This is a genomic window from Mesorhizobium sp. M0815, assembly GCF_040319995.1.
In the GTDB taxonomy this organism is placed as follows: Bacteria; Pseudomonadota; Alphaproteobacteria; order Rhizobiales; family Rhizobiaceae; genus Mesorhizobium.
In genome coordinates this window covers 220275-237249 of the sequence record NZ_JAMYOU010000005.1, presented here as the reverse complement: position 1 = coordinate 237249, position 16975 = coordinate 220275, and the positions used below count along the sequence as shown (strand labels likewise).

The following is a 16975-nucleotide window of genomic DNA, read 5'->3' as shown; positions in this document are numbered from 1 at the left end:
ATCCCGACGCCGGTTCGTCCGCTCGACAAGCCGTTCCTGATGCCGATCGAGGACGTGTTCTCGATTTCGGGCCGCGGCACGGTGGTGACCGGCCGCGTCGAGCGCGGCGTCGTCAAGGTCGGCGAGGAGCTGGAGATCATCGGCATCCGTCCGACCACCAAGACGACCTGCACGGGCGTCGAGATGTTCCGCAAGCTGCTCGACCAGGGCCAGGCCGGCGACAACATCGGCGCGCTGTTGCGCGGTGTCGACCGTGAAGGCGTCGAGCGCGGCCAGGTTCTGGCCAAGCCCGGCACCGTCAAGCCGCACAAGAAGTTCGTCGCCGAAGCCTACATCCTGACCAAGGACGAGGGCGGCCGTCACACGCCGTTCTTCACCAACTACCGTCCGCAGTTCTATTTCCGCACGACGGACGTGACCGGCATCGTGTCGCTGCCGGAAGGCACCGAAATGGTGATGCCGGGCGATAACATCACCGTCGATGTCGAGCTGATCGTGCCGATCGCCATGGAAGAGAAGCTGCGCTTCGCCATCCGTGAAGGCGGCCGCACCGTCGGTGCCGGCATCGTCGTCACCATCAAAGAGTAATTTGGACTTAAACCGATCTGTCGCGGGCGCTGCCCGCGCCGCGCCAGAACAAGGAAGTGACGCATGAACGGACAGAATATCCGCATCCGCCTGAAGGCGTTTGATCACCGGGTGCTCGACGCCTCGACACGGGAAATCGTGTCGACCGCCAAGCGCACCGGCGCCAACGTCCGCGGCCCCATTCCGCTGCCGACGCGGATCGAAAAGTTCACGGTCAACCGGTCGCCTCACGTCGACAAGAAGAGCCGCGAGCAGTTCGAGATGCGCACGCACAAGCGTCTGCTCGACATCGTCGACCCGACCCCGCAGACGGTCGATGCTTTGATGAAGCTCGATCTGGCCGCCGGTGTCGACGTCGAGATCAAGCTCTAAGGAACCAGAGGTCAGCGGGGCGACCCGGAACTCTGAAGGAACAAGAGGCGTGGAGGGGCGACAGCCCCGACAGGGAACTCTAAAGGAATTGAACCGATGCGTTCAGGTGTGATTGCAAAGAAGGTGGGAATGACCCGCATCTACAACGATGCCGGGGAACATGTTCCCGTCACTGTTCTCCAGATGGAGAACTGCCAGGTCGTGGCGCAGCGCACGCAGGAGAAGAACGGCTATACCGCCGTCCAGCTCGGCGTTGGCCTTGCCAAGGTGAAGAACACGTCGAAGGCGATGCGCGGCCATTTCGCGACCGCTTCCGTCGAGCCCAAGGCCAAGGTTGCCGAGTTCCGCGTCTCCGCCGACAACATGATCGATGTCGGCGCCGAAATCACCGTCGAGCATTTCGTCGTCGGCCAGAAGGTCGATGTGACGGGAACCACGATCGGCAAGGGTTTCCAGGGCGTCATCAAGCGGCACCACATGGGTGGCGGCCGCGCGACGCACGGCAACTCGGTGTCGCACCGTACGCACGGCTCGACCGGCCAGCGCCAGGATCCGGGCAAGGTGTTCAAGGGCAAGCATATGGCCGGCCACATGGGTGACACCCGCGTCACCACGCAGAATGTCGAGGTCGTCTCGACCGACGCCGATCGCGGCCTGATCCTGATCCGCGGTGCGGTCCCGGGTTCGAAGGGTGCATGGATCCTGGTCCGCGACGCGGCCAAGGTGGCGCTTCCGGCCAATGCGCCGAAGCCCGCCGCGATCCGCGCCGTTGCGACCGATGGTGCCGCCAAGAACGAGGCCCCGGCCACAGAGGGAGCGGAATAATGGACCTCAAGATTACAACGCTTGGCGGCAAGGACGCCGGCAAGCTGAAGCTCTCCGAAGAGATTTTCGGCCTTGATCCGCGCGAGGACATCCTGCAGCGCGTCGTGCGCTGGCAGCTTGCCAAGAAGCAGCAGGGCACCCACAAGGCCAAGGGCCGCGCTGAAATCGCCCGCACAGGCGCCAAGATGTACAAGCAGAAGGGTACCGGCCGCGCCCGTCACCATTCGGCTCGCGCTCCGCAGTTCCGCGGCGGTGGCAAGGCCCACGGCCCCGTCGTGCGCAGCCACGAGCACGATCTGCCGAAGAAGGTGCGTGCGCTCGGTCTCAAGCATGCGCTTTCGGCCAAGGCCAAGAGTGCGTCGATCATCATCATCGACGAGCTGAAGCTGACCGAGGCCAAGACCAAGGCACTGATTGCGAATTTCGCGACGCTGGGCCTGAGCAACGCCCTGGTGATCGGCGGCGCCGAGCTTGACAAGAATTTCAAGCTGGCGGCGACCAACATCCCGAACATCGACGTGCTGCCCATCCAGGGCATCAACGTCTACGACATTCTGCGCCGCGGCACGCTGGTCCTTTCCAAGGCCGCCGTCGAGGCTCTCGAGGAGCGCTTCAAATGACCGACCTTCGTCATTACGATGTGATCGTCTCGCCGGCGATCACCGAAAAGTCGACCATGGCTTCCGAGCAGAACCAGGTCGTCTTCAACGTCGCCAAGAAGGCGTCGAAGCCGGAAATCAAGGCCGCCGTCGAAGCGCTGTTCGGCGTCAAGGTGATGGCCGTGAACACGCTTGTCCGCAAGGGCAAGATCAAGCGCTTCCGCGGCACGATCGGCCGCCAGAGCGACGTCAAGAAGGCGGTTGTGACGCTGGCCGACGGCCAGTCGATCGACGTCGCGACGGGTCTCTGAGCAAGGTCGCGAGGACAGAACAATGGCACTGAAAAAATTCAACCCGGTAACGCCGAGCACCCGTCAGCTGGTCATCGTCGACCGCTCGGGCCTCTACAAGGGCAAGCCCGTCAAGGGTCTGACCGAAGGCCTGACCAAATCGGGCGGCCGCAACAATTACGGCCGCATCACGGCACGCTTCATCGGCGGCGGTCACAAGCGCACCTACCGCATCATCGACTTCAAGCGCCGCAAGTTCGACGTCGTCGGCACGGTCGAGCGTATCGAATACGATCCGAACCGCACCGCCTTCATCGCGCTGATCAAGTATGACGATGGTGAGCTGTCCTACATCATCGCCCCGCAGCGTCTGGCTCCCGGCGACAAGATCGTGGCCGGTGAATCGGTCGACGTGAAGCCGGGCAACGCGATGCCGCTGGCCTCGATGCCGGTCGGCACGATCGTCCACAATATCGAGCTGAAGCCTGGCAAGGGCGCTCAGGTCGCCCGCTCGGCGGGCGGTTATGGCCAGCTTGTCGGCCGCGACCAGGGCATGGCGATCCTGCGCCTCAACTCGGGCGAGCAGCGTGTCGTCCACGGCTCCTGCATGGCCACTGTCGGTGCCGTGTCCAACCCGGACCACGGCAACATCAATGACGGCAAGGCAGGCCGCACCGTGTGGCGCGGCAAGCGTCCGCACAATCGCGGCGTGACCATGAACCCGGTCGACCATCCACATGGCGGCGGCGAAGGCCGCACCTCGGGTGGCCGCCATCCGGTTTCGCCCTGGGGCAAGCCGACCAAGGGCAAGAAGACGCGGTCCAACAAGGCGACCGACAAGTTCATCCTGCGCTCGCGCCATCAGCGCAAGAGCTAAGAAGAGGTAACGCCAAGTGACTCGTTCGATTTGGAAAGGCCCCTTCATCGACGGCTACCTTCTGAAGAAGGTGGACAAGGTTCGTGAAGGTGGTCGCAATGAGGTGATCAAGATGTGGAGCCGCCGCTCCACCATCCTGCCGCAGTTCGTCGGCTTCACCTTTGGTGTCTACAACGGCCAGAAGCACGTTCCCGTCTCGGTGAACGAGGACATGGTCGGTCACAAGTTCGGTGAATTCGCTCCGACCCGGACCTATTACGGTCACGGCGCGGATAAGAAGGCGAAGAGGAAATAATCATGGGCAAGGCCAAAGCTCCGCGCAGGCTTGCTGACAACGAAGCGCGCGCCGTGTTGCGCACGATCCGTATCAGCCCGCAGAAGCTGAACCTGGTTGCCGCGCTGATCCGCGGCAAGAAGGTCGCGACAGCGCTTTCCGACCTCGAATTCTCGGCCAAGCGGATTTCCGGCACGGTCAAGAAGACGCTGGAATCGGCGATCGCCAACGCGGAAAACAACCACGACCTCGACGTCGATGCGCTGATCGTGGCGGAAGCCTATGTCGGCAAGTCGATCGTCATGAAGCGGTTCCATGCCCGTGGCCGTGGTCGCGCCAGCCGTATCGAGAAGCCGTTCTCGCACCTCACGATCGTCGTTCGTGAAGTCGAAGAAAAAGGGGAGGCCGCATAATGGGCCAGAAAGTCAATCCGATCGGTCTGCGTCTCGGCATCAACCGCACCTGGGATTCGCGCTGGTTCGCGAATACAGGCGAGTACGGTAAGCTGCTGCACGAGGACATCAAGATCCGCAAATATCTTGAGAAGGAACTCAAGCAGGCTGCGATCTCGAAGGTCGTGATCGAGCGTCCGCACAAGAAGTGCCGCGTCACCATCCATGCGGCGCGTCCGGGCCTGATCATCGGCAAGAAGGGCGCCGACATCGAGAAGCTTCGCAAGAAGCTGATGGAGATGACCAAGTCCGAGACGCATCTGAACATCGTCGAAGTGCGCAAGCCGGAGATCGACGCGACCCTGGTCGCCCAGTCGATCGCCCAGCAGCTCGAGCGCCGCATCGCGTTCCGCCGCGCCATGAAGCGCGCCGTGCAGTCGGCGATGCGCCTCGGTGCCGAAGGCATCCGCATCAACTGCGCCGGCCGTCTCGGCGGCGCCGAGATCGCGCGCATGGAATGGTATCGTGAAGGCCGCGTGCCACTGCATACGCTGCGTGCCGACGTCGACTACGGCACGGCCGAAGCGAATACGGCCTACGGCATTTGCGGCGTCAAGGTCTGGGTGTTCAAGGGCGAGATCCTCGAGCACGACCCGATGGCTTCGGAGCGCCGCGCCACCGAGGGCGATCATGCGCATGGCGGTGGTGGTGAGCGCGAACGCGGTCGCCGTCGCGAAAACGCGTAAGACAGTTAGGAATTTGGAGTTAGAACGATGCTGCAGCCAAAGCGCACAAAGTTCCGTAAGCAGTTCAAGGGCCGCATCCACGGTACCGCCAAGGGCGGCACCAACCTGGATTTCGGTGGTTTCGGGCTGAAGGCGCTTGAGCCGAACCGCGTCACCGCGCGTGAGATCGAGGCGGCCCGCCGCGCGATCACCCGCGAGATGAAGCGTGCCGGCCGCGTGTGGATCCGTATCTTCCCGGACGTGCCGGTGACGTCGAAGCCGACCGAAGTCCGCATGGGCAAGGGCAAGGGCGCGGTCGACTACTGGGCGGCACGCGTCAAGCCAGGCCGCATCATGTTCGAGATCGACGGCGTCAACGAGGAAACCGCCCGTGAGGCGCTGCGTCTCGGCGCGGCCAAGCTCTCGGTCAGGACGCGCTTCGTACAGCGCATCGCAGAATAAGGACGGGCTGATCATGAAAGCCGAAGACATCCGGACCAAGACCCAGGACCAGCTGACCGACGACCTGGCCAGCCTGAAGAAGGAGCAGTTCAACCTGCGCTTCCAGAAGGCCACCGGCCAGCTTGAGAAGACCGCGCGCGTGAGGCAGGTCCGCAAGGACATTGCGCGTATCAAGACCATCGCTGCGGAAAAGTCCGCGGCCAAGAAGGCTTAAGGACGAAAACCATGCCAAAGCGCATTCTGCAGGGCACCGTCGTCAGCGACAAGAACGAGAAGACGGTTGTCGTCAAGGTCGAACGGCGCTTCACGCATCCCGTGATGAAGAAGACCGTGCGCATGACCAAGAAGTACAAGGCGCACGACGAGAACAACGCCCACAAGGTCGGCGATCAGGTGTTCATCCAGGAATCGAAGCCGATTTCCAAGGACAAGCGCTGGGTCGTGGTGTCTTCGGACCAGGCCTGATCAGGGCTAACGAAACGAATTTTGGACAGACCGGGGAGGGGTGAGAAACCCGTCCCGTTAGAAAAGAAGAAGGCGGCCAGTCATGATTCAGATGCAAACAAACCTCGACGTCGCGGATAATTCCGGCGCCCGTCGTGTCATGTGCATCAAGGTGCTGGGCGGCTCGAAGCGGAAATATGCTTCCGTGGGCGACATCATCGTGGTGTCGATCAAGGAAGCCATCCCGCGCGGCCGCGTCAAGAAGGGCGATGTGATGAAGGCGGTCGTGGTTCGCACGGCTAAGGACATCCGCCGCCCGGATGGCAGCGTGATCCGTTTCGACAAGAACGCAGCCGTTCTCGTCGACAACAAGAAAGAGCCGATCGGCACGCGTATCTTCGGACCGGTTCCGCGCGAACTCCGCGCCAAGAACCACATGAAGATCATCTCGCTCGCGCCTGAAGTGCTGTAAGGAGCCGGACCAATGCAAAAGATTAGAAAAGGCGACAAGGTCGTCGTGCTGGCCGGCAAGGACAAGGGCCGTTCGGGCGAAGTCCTCTCGGTGCAGCCGAAGGACGACACCGCGCTGGTGCGCGGCGTCAACCTGATCCGTCGTCACCAGAAGCAGTCCCAGTCCCAGGAGGGCGGGATCATCACCAAGGAAGCGCCGATCCAGCTGTCGAACATCGCGCTGGCCGACCCCAAGGATGGCAAGCCGACCCGCGTCGGCTTCACCTTCCAGAAGGACGGCAAGAAGGTGCGCGTCGCCAAGCGCTCGGGAGAAGTCATCAATGGCTAAGGCTCAAACCAAGCAGGCAACTGCCCAGAACACGCCCCGCCTCAAGCAGGTCTATAACGAGACCATCCGCAAGGCGCTGCAGGAGCAGTTCGGCTACGACAACGAGATGCAGGTTCCGCGCATCGACAAGATCGTGCTGAACATGGGCGTCGGCGAGGCGACCGGCGATTCGAAGAAGCCTTCGATCGCGGCGGAAGACCTTGCGATGATCGCCGGCCAGAAGGCCGTCGTCACCCGCGCCCGCAACTCGATCGCCGGCTTCAAGGTTCGCGAGAAGATGCCGATCGGCGCCAAGGTCACGCTGCGCAAGGAACGCATGTACGAGTTCCTCGACCGTCTCGTGAACATCGCGCTGCCGCGCGTCCGCGACTTCCGCGGACTCAACCCGAAGAGCTTCGATGGCCGTGGCAACTATGCCATGGGCATCAAGGAACACATCGTGTTTCCGGAGATCAACTACGACAAGGTTGATCAGATCTGGGGCATGGACGTCATCGTTTGTACGACTGCGAAGACGGACGACGAAGCCAGGGCATTGCTCAAGGCCTTCAACTTCCCCTTCCGCCAGTAACGGCAGCGAGAAAAGGAAAAATCTGAAATGGCAAAGACCAGCTCAGTCGAGAAGAACAACAGGCGCCGCAAGCTTGCGGACCAGTTCGCTGCCAAGCGCAAGGTGCTCAAGGCGATCATCATGGATCAGTCCAAGCCGATGGAAGAGCGCTTCCGCGCTCAGCTGAAGCTTTCGGCGCTGCCACGCAACTCGGCCAAGACCCGCATCCGCAACCGCTGCGAAGTCACCGGACGCCCGCGTGCCTATTATCGCAAGCTCAAAGTATCGCGTATCGCGCTTCGTGATCTCGGCAATAACGGCCAGATCCCGGGCCTGGTCAAGTCGAGCTGGTAAGGAGGACATAACATGTCATTGAGCGATCCTCTCGGCGATATGCTGACCCGCATCCGCAACGCGTATGGCCGTAAGAAGTCGAGCGTTTCGACGCCGGCCTCGCGCCTGCGTACCCGCGTCCTCGACGTGCTGAAGGCCGAAGGCTATATCCGCGACTACAGCCAGACCGACTTCGACAACGGCAAGTCCGAAATCGAGATCGAGCTGAAGTATTTCGACGGTGCGCCGGTGGTGCGCGAAATCGCCCGGGTCTCGAAGCCCGGCCGCCGCGTCTACGTTTCGGCCAAGTCGATACCGCACGTCGCCAACGGCCTCGGCATCGCCATCCTTTCGACGCCGAAGGGCGTGATGGCCGACCACGAAGCGCGCGAACAGAATGTCGGCGGGGAAATCCTCTGCCAGATCTTCTGATCTGGTATGTCACCCCAATTGGAAACCGGTTTTCGGGATCAAGTCCCGAAGGCCGAGACCTGAAACAAGAGAAGTGACGAGGACAACAAAATGTCTCGTATTGGAAAGAAACCCGTTTCGCTGCCGCAGGGCGTGACCGCGACCGTCAACGGCCAGACCGTGACGGCGAAGGGTCCGAAGGGCGAGCTGAAGTTCGTGGTGAACGACGAAGTGCTGGTCAAGATGGAAGGCAGCGAGATCGCTGTCCAGCCGCGCGACCAGACCAAGACCGCCCGCTCCAAATGGGGCATGTCGCGCACGCAGATCGTCAATATCCTGCAGGGCGTCAAGGACGGCTTCGAAAAGAAGCTCGAGATCACAGGCGTCGGCTATCGTGCCGCCATGCAGGGCAAGAACCTGCAGCTGGCGCTCGGCTTCAGCCACGACGTGGTCTACGAGACGCCGCAGGGCGTGACGATTTCGGTGCCGAAGCCGACGGAAATCACCGTGACCGGAATCGACAAGCAGCAGGTCGGCCAGGTTGCCGCCGAGATCCGCGAGTACCGCAGCCCCGAGCCCTACAAGGGCAAGGGCGTTCGCTATGCTGGCGAGAAGATCGTCCGCAAGGAAGGCAAGAAGAAGTAATTTTAACGCCGCGGGGAGCGGTCGCGGGAGGCTTGTCCTACCGCATATGGTTGCCCCCGTCTTTTGAAGGCAAGGAACTGATATCATGGGCTCGAAAGAATCCACCCAGCGCCGCGCTCAGCGCGTCCGCCGCCAGATCAAGAAGGTCGCTGGCGATCGTCCGCGCCTGTCGGTCCATCGCACGTCGAAGAACATCTACGTCCAGGTCATCGACGACGCCAAGGGCCACACCATCGCCGCTGCTTCGACGCTCGAGAAGGAGCTCAAGGGTTCGCTCAAGACCGGCGCCGACACCGCGGCCGCAGCTGCCATCGGCAAGCTGATCGCCGAGCGTGCCTCGAAGGCCGGCGTCAAGGAAGTCGTCTTCGACCGCGGTGCCTACATCTACCACGGCCGCGTCAAGGCGCTTGCCGAGGCTGCCCGTGAAGGTGGTCTGAGCTTCTAAAGCATGATCCCGAACCGGAGGTCAGCGCAGCAAAAAGTTGCAGACTTTTCGGATAGGATCATGCGAAGGAAAAAAGAGTTTTCGCCCCCGGCGACCCACAGAGGCGCCGGATATCATCATCAACCGTGCTTCCGGAAAAAAACAAGGAACAGGATATGGCACAGGAACGTAGGGATGGCGGCCGCGGCCGTGATCGCGAAGAGCGCGACGACGGCATGGTCGACAAGCTCGTCCACATCAACCGGGTCGCCAAGGTCGTCAAGGGCGGCCGGCGCTTCGGCTTTGCAGCGCTCGTCGTCGTCGGCGACCAGAAGGGCCGCGTCGGCTTCGGTCACGGCAAGGCGCGCGAAGTGCCGGAGGCGATCCGTAAGGCGACCGAATCGGCCAAGCGCGACATGATCTTCGTGCCGCTGCGCTCGGGCCGCACGCTGCACCATGACGTCGAGGGACGCTGGGGCGCGGGACGTGTTCTGCTGCGCGCTGCCAAGCAAGGTACCGGCATCATCGCCGGCGGCCCGATGCGCGCCGTCTTCGAGACGCTCGGCATGCATGACGTGGTCGCCAAGTCGATGGGTTCGTCGAACCCCTACAACATGGTTCGCGCCACTTTCGACGCGCTGAAGAGCCAGATGCATCCGAAGGATGTGGCTGCCGCGCGCGGCATCAAGTATTCGACCCTTCAGGCCCGCCGCGGCACCGCCGTTGCGGCTGAAGAATAGTCGACGCTGACCAGGGATCTGACCATGGCCAAGAAAGCAACCAAGACCATCACCGTCGAGCAGATCGGCTCGCCAATCCGCCGGCCGAAGGAGCAGCGCGCAACGCTGGTCGGCCTCGGCCTCAACAAGATGCACAAGCAGCGCACGCTGGAGGATACGCCCTCGGTGCGCGGCATGATCGCTGCCGTCCAGCATCTCGTCCGCGTTGTGGACGAGGGCTGAGCCAGAGCGCAGGAGAACCCAGATGAAACTCAACGATCTGCGTGACAAGGACGGCGCGACGCATTCCAAGAAGCGTCTCGGCCGTGGCATCGGTTCCGGTTCGGGCAAGACCGCCGGTCGCGGCGTCAAGGGCCAGAAGGCGCGCTCCGGCGTCGCCGTCAACGGCTTCGAGGGTGGCCAGATGCCGCTCTACCGTCGTCTGCCGAAGCGCGGCTTCAACAATATCTTCGCCAAGAGCTTCACCGTTGTGTCGCTGGCCCGCATCCAGGCTGCGCTCGATGCCAAGAAGCTCGATGCTAAGACAGTTGTGACGGCCGAGGCGCTGGTTGCGGCCGGCGTCATCCGTCGCGTCAAGGACGGCGTGCGCATCCTTTCGGACGGCGACATCAAGGCCAAGCTTGCCTTCGACGTGGCCGGAGCCTCCAAGGCCGCGGTCGAGAAGATCGAAAAGGCCGGCGGTTCGGTGAAGTTGCCTGAGAAAGCAGCCGCCGAGTAACGGCAATTTGAAGCACGGTCGGCAAAGGTGGAATTCGGTTTTGCCTTCGGTCGTGCTTTGATCCGACAGATGTGGCGGCCGCATCAACGCGGCCGCTTGCATGTTTGCAGTCCGGAGCTTATCTCGTGAGCTTCGGTGACACGCGCCGCCTGAGCTGCGGGCATCGAGCGTGACCAAGCGGAGAATCAGGCATGGCTTCGGCTGCTGAACAACTAGCCTCGAATCTGAATTTTTCGGCCTTCGCCAAAGCCGAGGATCTGAAGAAGCGCATCTGGTTCACCATCGGCGCGCTGCTCGTTTACCGCCTTGGCACCTATATCCCGCTGCCCGGCATCAATCCCGACGCTTTCGCCCAGGCCTTCTCGTCGCAGAGCAAGGGCGTACTCGGCATGTTCAACATGTTCGCCGGTGGCGCCGTGCAGCGCATGGCGATCTTTGCCCTCGGCATCATGCCCTATATCTCCGCCTCCATCATCATGCAGCTGATGACCTCGGTCATTCCTTCGCTGGAAGCGCTGAAGAAGGAGGGCGAGCAGGGTCGCAAGATCATCAACCAGTACACGCGCTACGGCACCGTGCTTCTGGCGCTGGTCCAGGCCTATGGCATTTCGGTCGGGCTTGAGGGCGGCAATGGCATCGTCAACGATCCCGGCATGTTCTTCCGCATCTCCACCGTCGTCACGCTGGTCGGCGGTACCATGTTCCTGATGTGGCTTGGCGAGCAGATCACCGCCCGCGGCATCGGCAACGGCATTTCGCTGATCATCTTCTCCGGCATCGTCGCCGGCCTGCCGCGCGCCATCTCCGGCACGCTGGAGCTTGGCCGCACCGGCGCACTGTCGACCGGCCTGATCCTGGCGATCATCGTGCTCGCCATCGTCGTCATCGCGCTGATCGTCTTCTTCGAGCGCGCCCAGCGCCGCCTGCTGATCCAGTATCCCAAGCGCCAGGTCGGCAATCGCATGTTCCAGGGCGATACCTCGCATCTGCCGCTGAAGCTCAACACGTCCGGCGTCATTCCGCCGATCTTCGCCTCGTCGCTGCTGCTGCTTCCGGCAACGGTTGCCGGCTTCTCGCAGACGACCAACATGCCTGCCTGGGCGAGCACCATCCTGGCGGCGCTCGGCCACGGCCAGCCGCTCTATATGGCCTTCTACGCTGCCATGATCGTGTTCTTCGCCTTCTTCTATACGGCGATCGTCTTCAATCCGAAGGACACCGCCGACCAGCTCAAGAAGCATTCGGGCTTCATCCCGGGCTATCGTCCGGGCGAGCGCACTGCGGACTATATCGACTATGTGCTCACCCGCATCACCGTCGTCGGCGCCATCTATCTGGTGCTGGTGTGTCTGCTGCCCGAGTTCCTGATTTCAGCGACTGGCGTACCGTTCTACCTTGGTGGCACTTCGCTCCTGATCGTGGTCAGTGTAACGCTCGATACGGTGGCGCAGATTCAGGGTCACCTGATCGCGCACCAGTATGAGGGCCTGATCAAGAAGTCGAAGCTGCGCGGGGGGAAGAAGGCCAGATGAGGTTGATATTGCTTGGACCGCCGGGGGCGGGCAAGGGGACACAAGCACTGAGACTGGTAGAAAGACACGGCATCCCACAGCTTTCCACGGGGGACATGCTGCGTGCTGCTGTTCAGGCCGGCACCGAAGTCGGCAGGCGAGCCAAGGCGGTGATGGATGCTGGTGAACTGGTGTCCGACGCTATCGTCAACGCCATCGTGGCCGAGCGCATCGATCAAGCCGATTGCGCAAACGGCTTCATCCTTGACGGATACCCGCGAACCCTGGTGCAAGCGGACGCCGTTGAGGAAATGCTTTCGGATCGCGGGCTGGAGCTAGACGCGGTCATCGAATTTGTCGTCGACGACAAGGCGCTGGTTGGCCGAATCGTCAAACGCGCCGAGGACGCCAAGGCCGCAGGCCTGCCGGTGCGCAAGGACGACAGCCCAGCGGTGTTCGAAGAACGCTTGAGGGAATATTACAAGAAAACCTCGCCGCTGATCGGCTACTACTACGCCAAGGGCAAGCTCAGGGGCGTCGATGGCATGGCCGACATCGATGCGGTGACGCAGCAGATCGAGGCGGTGCTCAGGGCGACGACCCGGCAGGTTGGCCAGGCGGCCGGCTAGAGAAACGAACGATTGCGCTTGACTGGAGCGGTCCGCTGGGGTATGGCGGCCCGTCTTCCTATCAGGCATGAGGCTTGCTTGTCCGCAAGGGCAAGGCAGGCCGCTTTGAACTGGAAACTCCCGCAAGGGCCGGCCTCCACCGGACGCGGGGCAACTTGAAGCGCCGGCTCGTCCGGCCTATATGGAGAAGAGAAGAACATGGCTCGTATAGCCGGCGTCAACATTCCTACCACCAAGCGCGTCGTCATTGCGCTTCAATACATTCACGGCATTGGCAAGAAGTTCGCCCAGGAGATCGTCGACAAGGTCGGCATCCCGGCCGAGCGCCGCGTCAACCAGCTGACCGACGCGGAAGTGCTGCAGATCCGGGAGACCATCGACCGCGACTACCAGGTCGAGGGCGACCTGCGCCGCGAAGTGTCGATGAACATCAAGCGGCTCATGGACCTCGGCTGCTACCGCGGCCTGCGTCACCGCCGCTCGCTGCCGGTTCGTGGCCAGCGCACGCACACCAATGCGCGCACCCGCAAAGGCCCAGCCAAGTCGATTGCCGGAAAGAAGAAGTAATTTAGGGCAGTAAGAGAGTAGGGCAGTAAGGCAATAGGAACGGCAGACATACTGCCCTACTGCCATATTCCCCTACTGCCTTCTCCCTGGTGGAGCCGCTGGCATTACGGCGGTGTAGAGATCAACTGAAAGGACTATCATGGCCAAGGAAGCCGCTCGTGTTCGCCGTCGCGAACGCAAGAACATCTCGTCGGGCGTTGCCCACGTCAATTCGACCTTCAACAACACGATGATCACCATCACCGACGCGCAGGGCAATTCCATTGCCTGGTCGTCGGCCGGAGCCCAGGGCTTCAAGGGATCGCGCAAGTCGACCCCTTTCGCTGCCCAGATGGCCGCCGAAGATGTTGCCAAGAAGGCTCAGGAACACGGCATGCGCATGCTCGAGGTCGAGGTCTGTGGACCCGGCTCCGGTCGTGAATCGGCGCTGCGGGCGCTGCAGGCAGCAGGCTTCACCATCACCTCGATCCGTGATGTGACGCCGATCCCGCACAATGGCTGCCGCCCGCGCAAGAAGCGCCGCGTCTAAAGAGAATTTACCGAACGCCGCGCGAGCGCCTCAAGGGCGCTCCTCCACGGCATTCCAGGTCGCCCGCCACGATTGGATGGTGGCGGGACAACGGAAGGAAAGCACTATGATCCAGAAAAATTGGCAGGAACTGATCAAGCCGAACAAGATAGAGTTCTCGTCGAAGAAGAAGACGCTGACCACGCTGGTCGCCGAGCCGCTCGAGCGCGGCTTCGGCCTCACCCTCGGCAACGCGCTGCGCCGCGTGCTTCTGTCTTCGCTGCGTGGCGCGGCTGTGACCGCCGTGCAGATCGACGGCGTTCTGCATGAATTCTCGTCCATCGCCGGCGTGCGCGAGGACGTGACCGACATCGTGTTGAACATCAAGGAAATCGCCATCCGCATGGAAGGCGATGGCCCCAAGCGCATGGTCGTGCGCAAGCAGGGACCGGGCGCGGTTCTCGCCGGCGACATCCAGACGGTCGGCGACGTCGAGATCCTCAATCCCGACCACGTCATCTGCACGCTGGACGAAGGCGCTGAGATCCGCATGGAATTCACCGTCGACACCGGCAAGGGCTATGTGCCGGCCGACCGCAACCGCGCCGAAGACGCGCCGATAGGGCTGATCCCGGTCGACAGCCTGTATTCGCCGGTCAAGAAGGTCTCCTACAAGGTCGAGAACACCCGTGAGGGGCAGGTTCTCGATTATGACAAGCTGACCATGACCATCGAGACCGATGGTTCGATCTCGGGCGAGGACGCGGTGGCCTTCGCCGCTCGCATCCTGCAGGACCAGCTCGGCCTGTTCGTCAATTTCGACGAGCCGCAGAAGGAAGTCGCTGCCGAACAGGTTACCGAGCTTGCCTTCAACCCGGCGCTGCTCAAGAAGGTCGACGAACTCGAGCTTTCGGTGCGTTCGGCCAACTGCCTGAAGAACGACAACATCGTCTATATCGGCGATCTGATCCAGAAGACCGAAGCCGAGATGCTGCGCACCCCGAACTTCGGCCGCAAGTCGCTGAACGAGATCAAGGAAGTCCTGGCGGCGATGGGCCTGCATCTCGGCATGGAAGTGCCGGACTGGCCGCCGGAAAACATCGAAGACCTCGCCAAGCGTTACGAAGATCAATACTGAGGCTCAGGCCTCTTGAACCCGCAATGAAGGAGAAGAGCCATGCGCCACGGATTTAAAGGCCGCCGGTTCGCCCGCAGCATAAGCCATCGCAAGTCGATGTTTGCCAACCTTGCCGTGTCGCTTATCGAGCACGAGCAGATCCTCACCACGCTGCCGAAGGCGAAAGATCTGCGTCCGATCGTCGAGAAGCTGGTGACGCTCGGCAAGCGCGGCGACCTGCACGCCCGCCGCCAAGTGATTGCCCAGATCGGCAATGAGGGCGTCGTCAAGCGTCTGTTCGACACAATCGCGCCACGTTACGCCACTCGCAATGGCGGCTATCTGCGCATCATGAAGGCCGGCTTCCGTCACGGTGACAATGCCGCAATGGCCGTCATCGAATTCGTCGACCGCGACACCTCGGCCAAAGGCGCCGGCGACCGCGCCCGCATCGAGGCCGAAGGCACCGAAGAGGAAGCCGCAGCCGCATAAGCTTCGGTTTTTCTGAGAAGTTCAAAGGGGCCTGCGGGCCCCTTTTTCTGTTTCCGAAGCTGCCGGGCAGGGCTTGCAGGGGTTTTGTCACCGGTTTTTGCGGCGACTATCCAAAATAATCGGATTTCAGCGGCTTAGCCTTTCATTTTGCACAATCGTCAGGACAATGGCGCCCGACTTGGAGGATTCGGAATGCGCGTTAAACGGCTGTCCCTTGTTCTGATCTGCGCCTTGATGGCGCTGGCCGTCGTGCCGGCGGCCAGGCACGCGCTGGCGGAGGAGACCAAGCCAGATCCCGGTCTGTCCGACGTGCTGACCGATATGCTGCATGGCGTCGAAGGCGAAAACGCCACCTCCGGCCCCGACAAGCGCGTGCCGTTCGGCCGCGAGGAGGTGCAGCTGTCCTTCGCGCCGCTGGTCAAGCAGACGGCCCCGGCCGTGGTCAATGTCTACGCCTCGCAAACCGCCAAGGTGACGTCGCCCTTTGATGGCGATCCGTTCTTCGAGGAGTTCTTCGGCCGCTCGCAGCCGCGCGCGCAGTCTTCGCTCGGTTCGGGGGTGCTGGTCGATCCGACCGGCGTCGTGGTCACCAATTTCCACGTCGTCAAGGACGCCGACCAGGTCAAGGTCGCGACCGCCGACGGGCGCGAATTCGACAGCAAGGTGCTGCTCAAGGATGAGACGCTCGACCTCGCCGTGCTCAAGATTTCTTCCGACAAGCCGTTCCCGGTGATCGCCATTGGCGATTCCGACGCGCTCGAGGTCGGCGACCTGGTGCTGGCGATCGGCAATCCGTTCGGTGTCGGCCAGACCACCACCAGCGGCATCATTTCGGCTGTGGCGCGCAGCCATATCGGCGTCTCCGATTCCAGCTTCTTCATCCAGACCGACGCCGCCATCAACCCGGGCAATTCCGGTGGCGCGCTGGTCAACATGGGTGGTCAACTGATCGGCATCAACACTGCGATCTATAGCCGTAGCGGCGGCTCGATCGGTATCGGCTTTGCCATCCCTTCGAACATGGTTCGCGCCTTCGCCGATGCGGCCAAGGCCGGGCTCGACTTCTTCGAGCGGCCGTATGTCGGTGCCGAGTTCGAGGCGGTGACGCCGCAGATTGCCGAATCGCTCGGCATGGACAAACCGGCCGGCTCGCTGGTTTCTTCGGTCGAAGAGGCAGGACCCGCTGCCAAGGCAGGGCTCAAGCCTGGTGACGTGGTGCTGTCGCTCAACGGCAAGCCGGTCGAGAGCGTCGGGGCGCTGGACTACCGGATGGCGACGCTGTCGATCGGTACGAATGCCAGCTTCGGCGTTCTAAGCAAGGGTCAGCAGGCGACGATGGACATCGCGCTGGAACGGCCGCCTGAGGGCGCCAAAGCTGCGGAGCTCACATTGCGCGGCCGTAGCCCGTTTTCCGGTGCCAGGGTTGCCGAACTATCGCCACGGCTTGCCCAGCGGCTTGGTCTGCGCACCGATGTCAAAGGCGTCACCGTCGTCGATATCAACCGCGATTCGCCCGCTGCCGATTTTGGTTTCCAGCCGGGCGACATCGTGCGTGAGGTCAATGGCCTGACGATCGACAAGGCGGCGACCCTGGAACAGATAGCCCAGCAGGATACACGCTGGTGGCGCTTTACCGTCGAGCGCGGCGGGCAGATACTGCGCCAGGTGTTGCGTTACTAAGCC

29 protein-coding genes are annotated in these 16975 nt (G+C 62.3%); all 29 read left to right on the top strand.

Annotated elements, in window-relative coordinates; all coding sequences use genetic code 11:
• On the top strand, positions 1–588 hold a 588-nt coding region (locus NKI01_RS09275; protein WP_352962894.1), incomplete at its 5' end, for an EF-Tu C-terminal domain-related protein.
• Between the two features lie 63 nt (positions 589–651).
• On the top strand, positions 652–960 hold the full coding sequence (gene rpsJ / locus NKI01_RS09270) for a 30S ribosomal protein S10 (RefSeq protein ID WP_006205468.1): 309 nt from the start codon (positions 652–654) through the stop codon (positions 958–960).
• A gap of 96 nt (positions 961–1056) precedes the next feature.
• A complete protein-coding gene (gene rplC, locus NKI01_RS09265) occupies positions 1057–1785 on the top strand; it encodes a 50S ribosomal protein L3 (protein ID WP_023717519.1) in 729 nt (242 codons plus the stop codon).
• A complete protein-coding gene (rplD, locus tag NKI01_RS09260) occupies positions 1785–2405 on the top strand; it encodes a 50S ribosomal protein L4 (protein ID WP_023675140.1) in 621 nt (206 codons plus the stop codon). The genes rplC and rplD overlap by 1 nt, the downstream gene beginning before the upstream one ends.
• A complete protein-coding gene (locus tag NKI01_RS09255) occupies positions 2402–2695 on the top strand; it encodes a 50S ribosomal protein L23 (RefSeq protein WP_006205465.1) in 294 nt (97 codons plus the stop codon). Before rplD ends, NKI01_RS09255 begins: the two co-directional genes overlap by 4 nt.
• A gap of 22 nt (positions 2696–2717) precedes the next feature.
• Positions 2718–3551 (top strand): 50S ribosomal protein L2, encoded by an 834-nt coding sequence (gene rplB, locus NKI01_RS09250; protein ID WP_023675138.1) that lies wholly within the window; start codon positions 2718–2720, stop codon positions 3549–3551.
• A gap of 16 nt (positions 3552–3567) precedes the next feature.
• Positions 3568–3846, top strand: a complete 279-nt coding sequence (rpsS, locus tag NKI01_RS09245) for a 30S ribosomal protein S19 (protein ID WP_006205463.1) — start codon at positions 3568–3570, stop codon at positions 3844–3846.
• A 2-nt stretch (positions 3847–3848) separates the two neighbouring features.
• Complete coding sequence (rplV, locus tag NKI01_RS09240; protein ID WP_006205462.1) at positions 3849–4238, top strand: 50S ribosomal protein L22; 390 nt, start codon at positions 3849–3851, stop codon at positions 4236–4238.
• Entirely contained in the window at positions 4238–4963 is a 726-nt protein-coding gene (gene rpsC, locus NKI01_RS09235) for a 30S ribosomal protein S3 (protein WP_023675137.1), read from the top strand. The genes rplV and rpsC overlap by 1 nt, the downstream gene beginning before the upstream one ends.
• Positions 4964–4990: 27 nt before the next feature.
• A complete protein-coding gene (rplP, locus tag NKI01_RS09230; protein WP_006205460.1) occupies positions 4991–5404 on the top strand; it encodes a 50S ribosomal protein L16 in 414 nt (137 codons plus the stop codon).
• Positions 5405–5417: 13 nt separating this feature from the next.
• Complete coding sequence (rpmC, locus tag NKI01_RS09225) at positions 5418–5618, top strand: 50S ribosomal protein L29 (RefSeq protein WP_006205459.1); 201 nt, start codon at positions 5418–5420, stop codon at positions 5616–5618.
• 11 nt (positions 5619–5629) lie between these two features.
• Entirely contained in the window at positions 5630–5869 is a 240-nt protein-coding gene (gene rpsQ / locus NKI01_RS09220) for a 30S ribosomal protein S17 (RefSeq protein WP_023675136.1), read from the top strand.
• An 82-nt stretch (positions 5870–5951) separates the two neighbouring features.
• On the top strand, positions 5952–6320 hold the full coding sequence (rplN, locus tag NKI01_RS09215; RefSeq protein ID WP_006205457.1) for a 50S ribosomal protein L14: 369 nt from the start codon (positions 5952–5954) through the stop codon (positions 6318–6320).
• Between the two features lie 12 nt (positions 6321–6332).
• Complete coding sequence (gene rplX, locus NKI01_RS09210; protein ID WP_023717520.1) at positions 6333–6647, top strand: 50S ribosomal protein L24; 315 nt, start codon at positions 6333–6335, stop codon at positions 6645–6647.
• Positions 6640–7218 (top strand): 50S ribosomal protein L5, encoded by a 579-nt coding sequence (gene rplE / locus NKI01_RS09205; RefSeq protein WP_023717521.1) that lies wholly within the window; start codon positions 6640–6642, stop codon positions 7216–7218. The genes rplX and rplE overlap by 8 nt, the downstream gene beginning before the upstream one ends.
• Before the next feature lie 27 nt (positions 7219–7245).
• Entirely contained in the window at positions 7246–7551 is a 306-nt protein-coding gene (gene rpsN / locus NKI01_RS09200; RefSeq protein ID WP_023675134.1) for a 30S ribosomal protein S14, read from the top strand.
• A gap of 12 nt (positions 7552–7563) precedes the next feature.
• Positions 7564–7962, top strand: a complete 399-nt coding sequence (gene rpsH, locus NKI01_RS09195) for a 30S ribosomal protein S8 (protein ID WP_006205453.1) — start codon at positions 7564–7566, stop codon at positions 7960–7962.
• Between the two features lie 90 nt (positions 7963–8052).
• Entirely contained in the window at positions 8053–8586 is a 534-nt protein-coding gene (gene rplF, locus NKI01_RS09190) for a 50S ribosomal protein L6 (protein WP_023675133.1), read from the top strand.
• Positions 8587–8671: 85 nt separating this feature from the next.
• Positions 8672–9031 carry a 50S ribosomal protein L18 gene (rplR, locus tag NKI01_RS09185; protein WP_023675132.1) on the top strand — a complete coding sequence of 120 codons (360 nt, stop codon included), beginning with the start codon at positions 8672–8674 and terminating at the stop codon, positions 9029–9031.
• Positions 9032–9186: 155 nt separating this feature from the next.
• Positions 9187–9750 carry a 30S ribosomal protein S5 gene (gene rpsE / locus NKI01_RS09180; protein ID WP_006333394.1) on the top strand — a complete coding sequence of 188 codons (564 nt, stop codon included), beginning with the start codon at positions 9187–9189 and terminating at the stop codon, positions 9748–9750.
• A 24-nt stretch (positions 9751–9774) separates the two neighbouring features.
• Positions 9775–9972, top strand: coding sequence for a 50S ribosomal protein L30 (rpmD, locus tag NKI01_RS09175; RefSeq protein WP_006205449.1), 198 nt, complete (start codon positions 9775–9777; stop codon positions 9970–9972).
• Between the two features lie 22 nt (positions 9973–9994).
• Positions 9995–10468: a 50S ribosomal protein L15 gene (gene rplO / locus NKI01_RS09170; protein ID WP_023717522.1), complete on the top strand. Its 474-nt coding sequence runs from the start codon at positions 9995–9997 to the stop codon at positions 10466–10468.
• Between the two features lie 191 nt (positions 10469–10659).
• On the top strand, positions 10660–12000 hold the full coding sequence (gene secY, locus NKI01_RS09165; protein ID WP_023717523.1) for a preprotein translocase subunit SecY: 1341 nt from the start codon (positions 10660–10662) through the stop codon (positions 11998–12000).
• On the top strand, positions 11997–12608 hold the full coding sequence (locus NKI01_RS09160; RefSeq protein ID WP_023717524.1) for an adenylate kinase: 612 nt from the start codon (positions 11997–11999) through the stop codon (positions 12606–12608). Before secY ends, NKI01_RS09160 begins: the two co-directional genes overlap by 4 nt.
• A gap of 198 nt (positions 12609–12806) precedes the next feature.
• Positions 12807–13175, top strand: a complete 369-nt coding sequence (gene rpsM, locus NKI01_RS09155; protein WP_352962890.1) for a 30S ribosomal protein S13 — start codon at positions 12807–12809, stop codon at positions 13173–13175.
• A 139-nt stretch (positions 13176–13314) separates the two neighbouring features.
• A complete protein-coding gene (rpsK, locus tag NKI01_RS09150; RefSeq protein WP_006205444.1) occupies positions 13315–13704 on the top strand; it encodes a 30S ribosomal protein S11 in 390 nt (129 codons plus the stop codon).
• Between the two features lie 106 nt (positions 13705–13810).
• Positions 13811–14821 (top strand): DNA-directed RNA polymerase subunit alpha, encoded by a 1011-nt coding sequence (locus NKI01_RS09145; RefSeq protein WP_023675128.1) that lies wholly within the window; start codon positions 13811–13813, stop codon positions 14819–14821.
• 39 nt (positions 14822–14860) lie between these two features.
• The gene (rplQ, locus tag NKI01_RS09140) at positions 14861–15292 is read left to right on the top strand and encodes a 50S ribosomal protein L17 (RefSeq protein ID WP_023675127.1); all 432 of its coding nucleotides are present in this window, start codon (positions 14861–14863) and stop codon (positions 15290–15292) included.
• Positions 15293–15484: 192 nt separating this feature from the next.
• Positions 15485–16972, top strand: a complete 1488-nt coding sequence (locus NKI01_RS09135) for a DegQ family serine endoprotease (protein WP_352908406.1) — start codon at positions 15485–15487, stop codon at positions 16970–16972.
• Positions 16973–16975: the final 3 nt, after the last annotated feature.

What these genes read in the sequence shown, in the direction of transcription:
- rplN (WP_006205457.1), top strand. Translation starts at nt 5,952, where the DNA reads ATGATTCAGATGCAAACAAACCTCGACGTCGCGGATAATTCCGGCGCC.
- rplR (WP_023675132.1), top strand. Translation starts at nt 8,672, where the DNA reads ATGGGCTCGAAAGAATCCACCCAGCGCCGCGCTCAGCGCGTCCGCCGC.
- rplP (WP_006205460.1), top strand. Translation starts at nt 4,991, where the DNA reads ATGCTGCAGCCAAAGCGCACAAAGTTCCGTAAGCAGTTCAAGGGCCGC.
- rplQ (WP_023675127.1), top strand. Translation starts at nt 14,861, where the DNA reads ATGCGCCACGGATTTAAAGGCCGCCGGTTCGCCCGCAGCATAAGCCAT.
- rpsK (WP_006205444.1), top strand. Translation starts at nt 13,315, where the DNA reads ATGGCCAAGGAAGCCGCTCGTGTTCGCCGTCGCGAACGCAAGAACATC.
- rpsJ (WP_006205468.1), top strand. Translation starts at nt 652, where the DNA reads ATGAACGGACAGAATATCCGCATCCGCCTGAAGGCGTTTGATCACCGG.
- rplF (WP_023675133.1), top strand. Translation starts at nt 8,053, where the DNA reads ATGTCTCGTATTGGAAAGAAACCCGTTTCGCTGCCGCAGGGCGTGACC.
- rpsQ (WP_023675136.1), top strand. Translation starts at nt 5,630, where the DNA reads ATGCCAAAGCGCATTCTGCAGGGCACCGTCGTCAGCGACAAGAACGAG.
- NKI01_RS09255 (WP_006205465.1), top strand. Translation starts at nt 2,402, where the DNA reads ATGACCGACCTTCGTCATTACGATGTGATCGTCTCGCCGGCGATCACC.
- rplX (WP_023717520.1), top strand. Translation starts at nt 6,333, where the DNA reads ATGCAAAAGATTAGAAAAGGCGACAAGGTCGTCGTGCTGGCCGGCAAG.
- NKI01_RS09145 (WP_023675128.1), top strand. Translation starts at nt 13,811, where the DNA reads ATGATCCAGAAAAATTGGCAGGAACTGATCAAGCCGAACAAGATAGAG.
- rplE (WP_023717521.1), top strand. Translation starts at nt 6,640, where the DNA reads ATGGCTAAGGCTCAAACCAAGCAGGCAACTGCCCAGAACACGCCCCGC.
- rpsC (WP_023675137.1), top strand. Translation starts at nt 4,238, where the DNA reads ATGGGCCAGAAAGTCAATCCGATCGGTCTGCGTCTCGGCATCAACCGC.
- rplC (WP_023717519.1), top strand. Translation starts at nt 1,057, where the DNA reads ATGCGTTCAGGTGTGATTGCAAAGAAGGTGGGAATGACCCGCATCTAC.
- rpsM (WP_352962890.1), top strand. Translation starts at nt 12,807, where the DNA reads ATGGCTCGTATAGCCGGCGTCAACATTCCTACCACCAAGCGCGTCGTC.
- rpmD (WP_006205449.1), top strand. Translation starts at nt 9,775, where the DNA reads ATGGCCAAGAAAGCAACCAAGACCATCACCGTCGAGCAGATCGGCTCG.
- rplB (WP_023675138.1), top strand. Translation starts at nt 2,718, where the DNA reads ATGGCACTGAAAAAATTCAACCCGGTAACGCCGAGCACCCGTCAGCTG.
- rpsE (WP_006333394.1), top strand. Translation starts at nt 9,187, where the DNA reads ATGGCACAGGAACGTAGGGATGGCGGCCGCGGCCGTGATCGCGAAGAG.
- rpsN (WP_023675134.1), top strand. Translation starts at nt 7,246, where the DNA reads ATGGCAAAGACCAGCTCAGTCGAGAAGAACAACAGGCGCCGCAAGCTT.
- rplD (WP_023675140.1), top strand. Translation starts at nt 1,785, where the DNA reads ATGGACCTCAAGATTACAACGCTTGGCGGCAAGGACGCCGGCAAGCTG.
- secY (WP_023717523.1), top strand. Translation starts at nt 10,660, where the DNA reads ATGGCTTCGGCTGCTGAACAACTAGCCTCGAATCTGAATTTTTCGGCC.
- rplO (WP_023717522.1), top strand. Translation starts at nt 9,995, where the DNA reads ATGAAACTCAACGATCTGCGTGACAAGGACGGCGCGACGCATTCCAAG.
- NKI01_RS09160 (WP_023717524.1), top strand. Translation starts at nt 11,997, where the DNA reads ATGAGGTTGATATTGCTTGGACCGCCGGGGGCGGGCAAGGGGACACAA.
- NKI01_RS09135 (WP_352908406.1), top strand. Translation starts at nt 15,485, where the DNA reads ATGCGCGTTAAACGGCTGTCCCTTGTTCTGATCTGCGCCTTGATGGCG.
- rpmC (WP_006205459.1), top strand. Translation starts at nt 5,418, where the DNA reads ATGAAAGCCGAAGACATCCGGACCAAGACCCAGGACCAGCTGACCGAC.
- rpsH (WP_006205453.1), top strand. Translation starts at nt 7,564, where the DNA reads ATGTCATTGAGCGATCCTCTCGGCGATATGCTGACCCGCATCCGCAAC.
- rplV (WP_006205462.1), top strand. Translation starts at nt 3,849, where the DNA reads ATGGGCAAGGCCAAAGCTCCGCGCAGGCTTGCTGACAACGAAGCGCGC.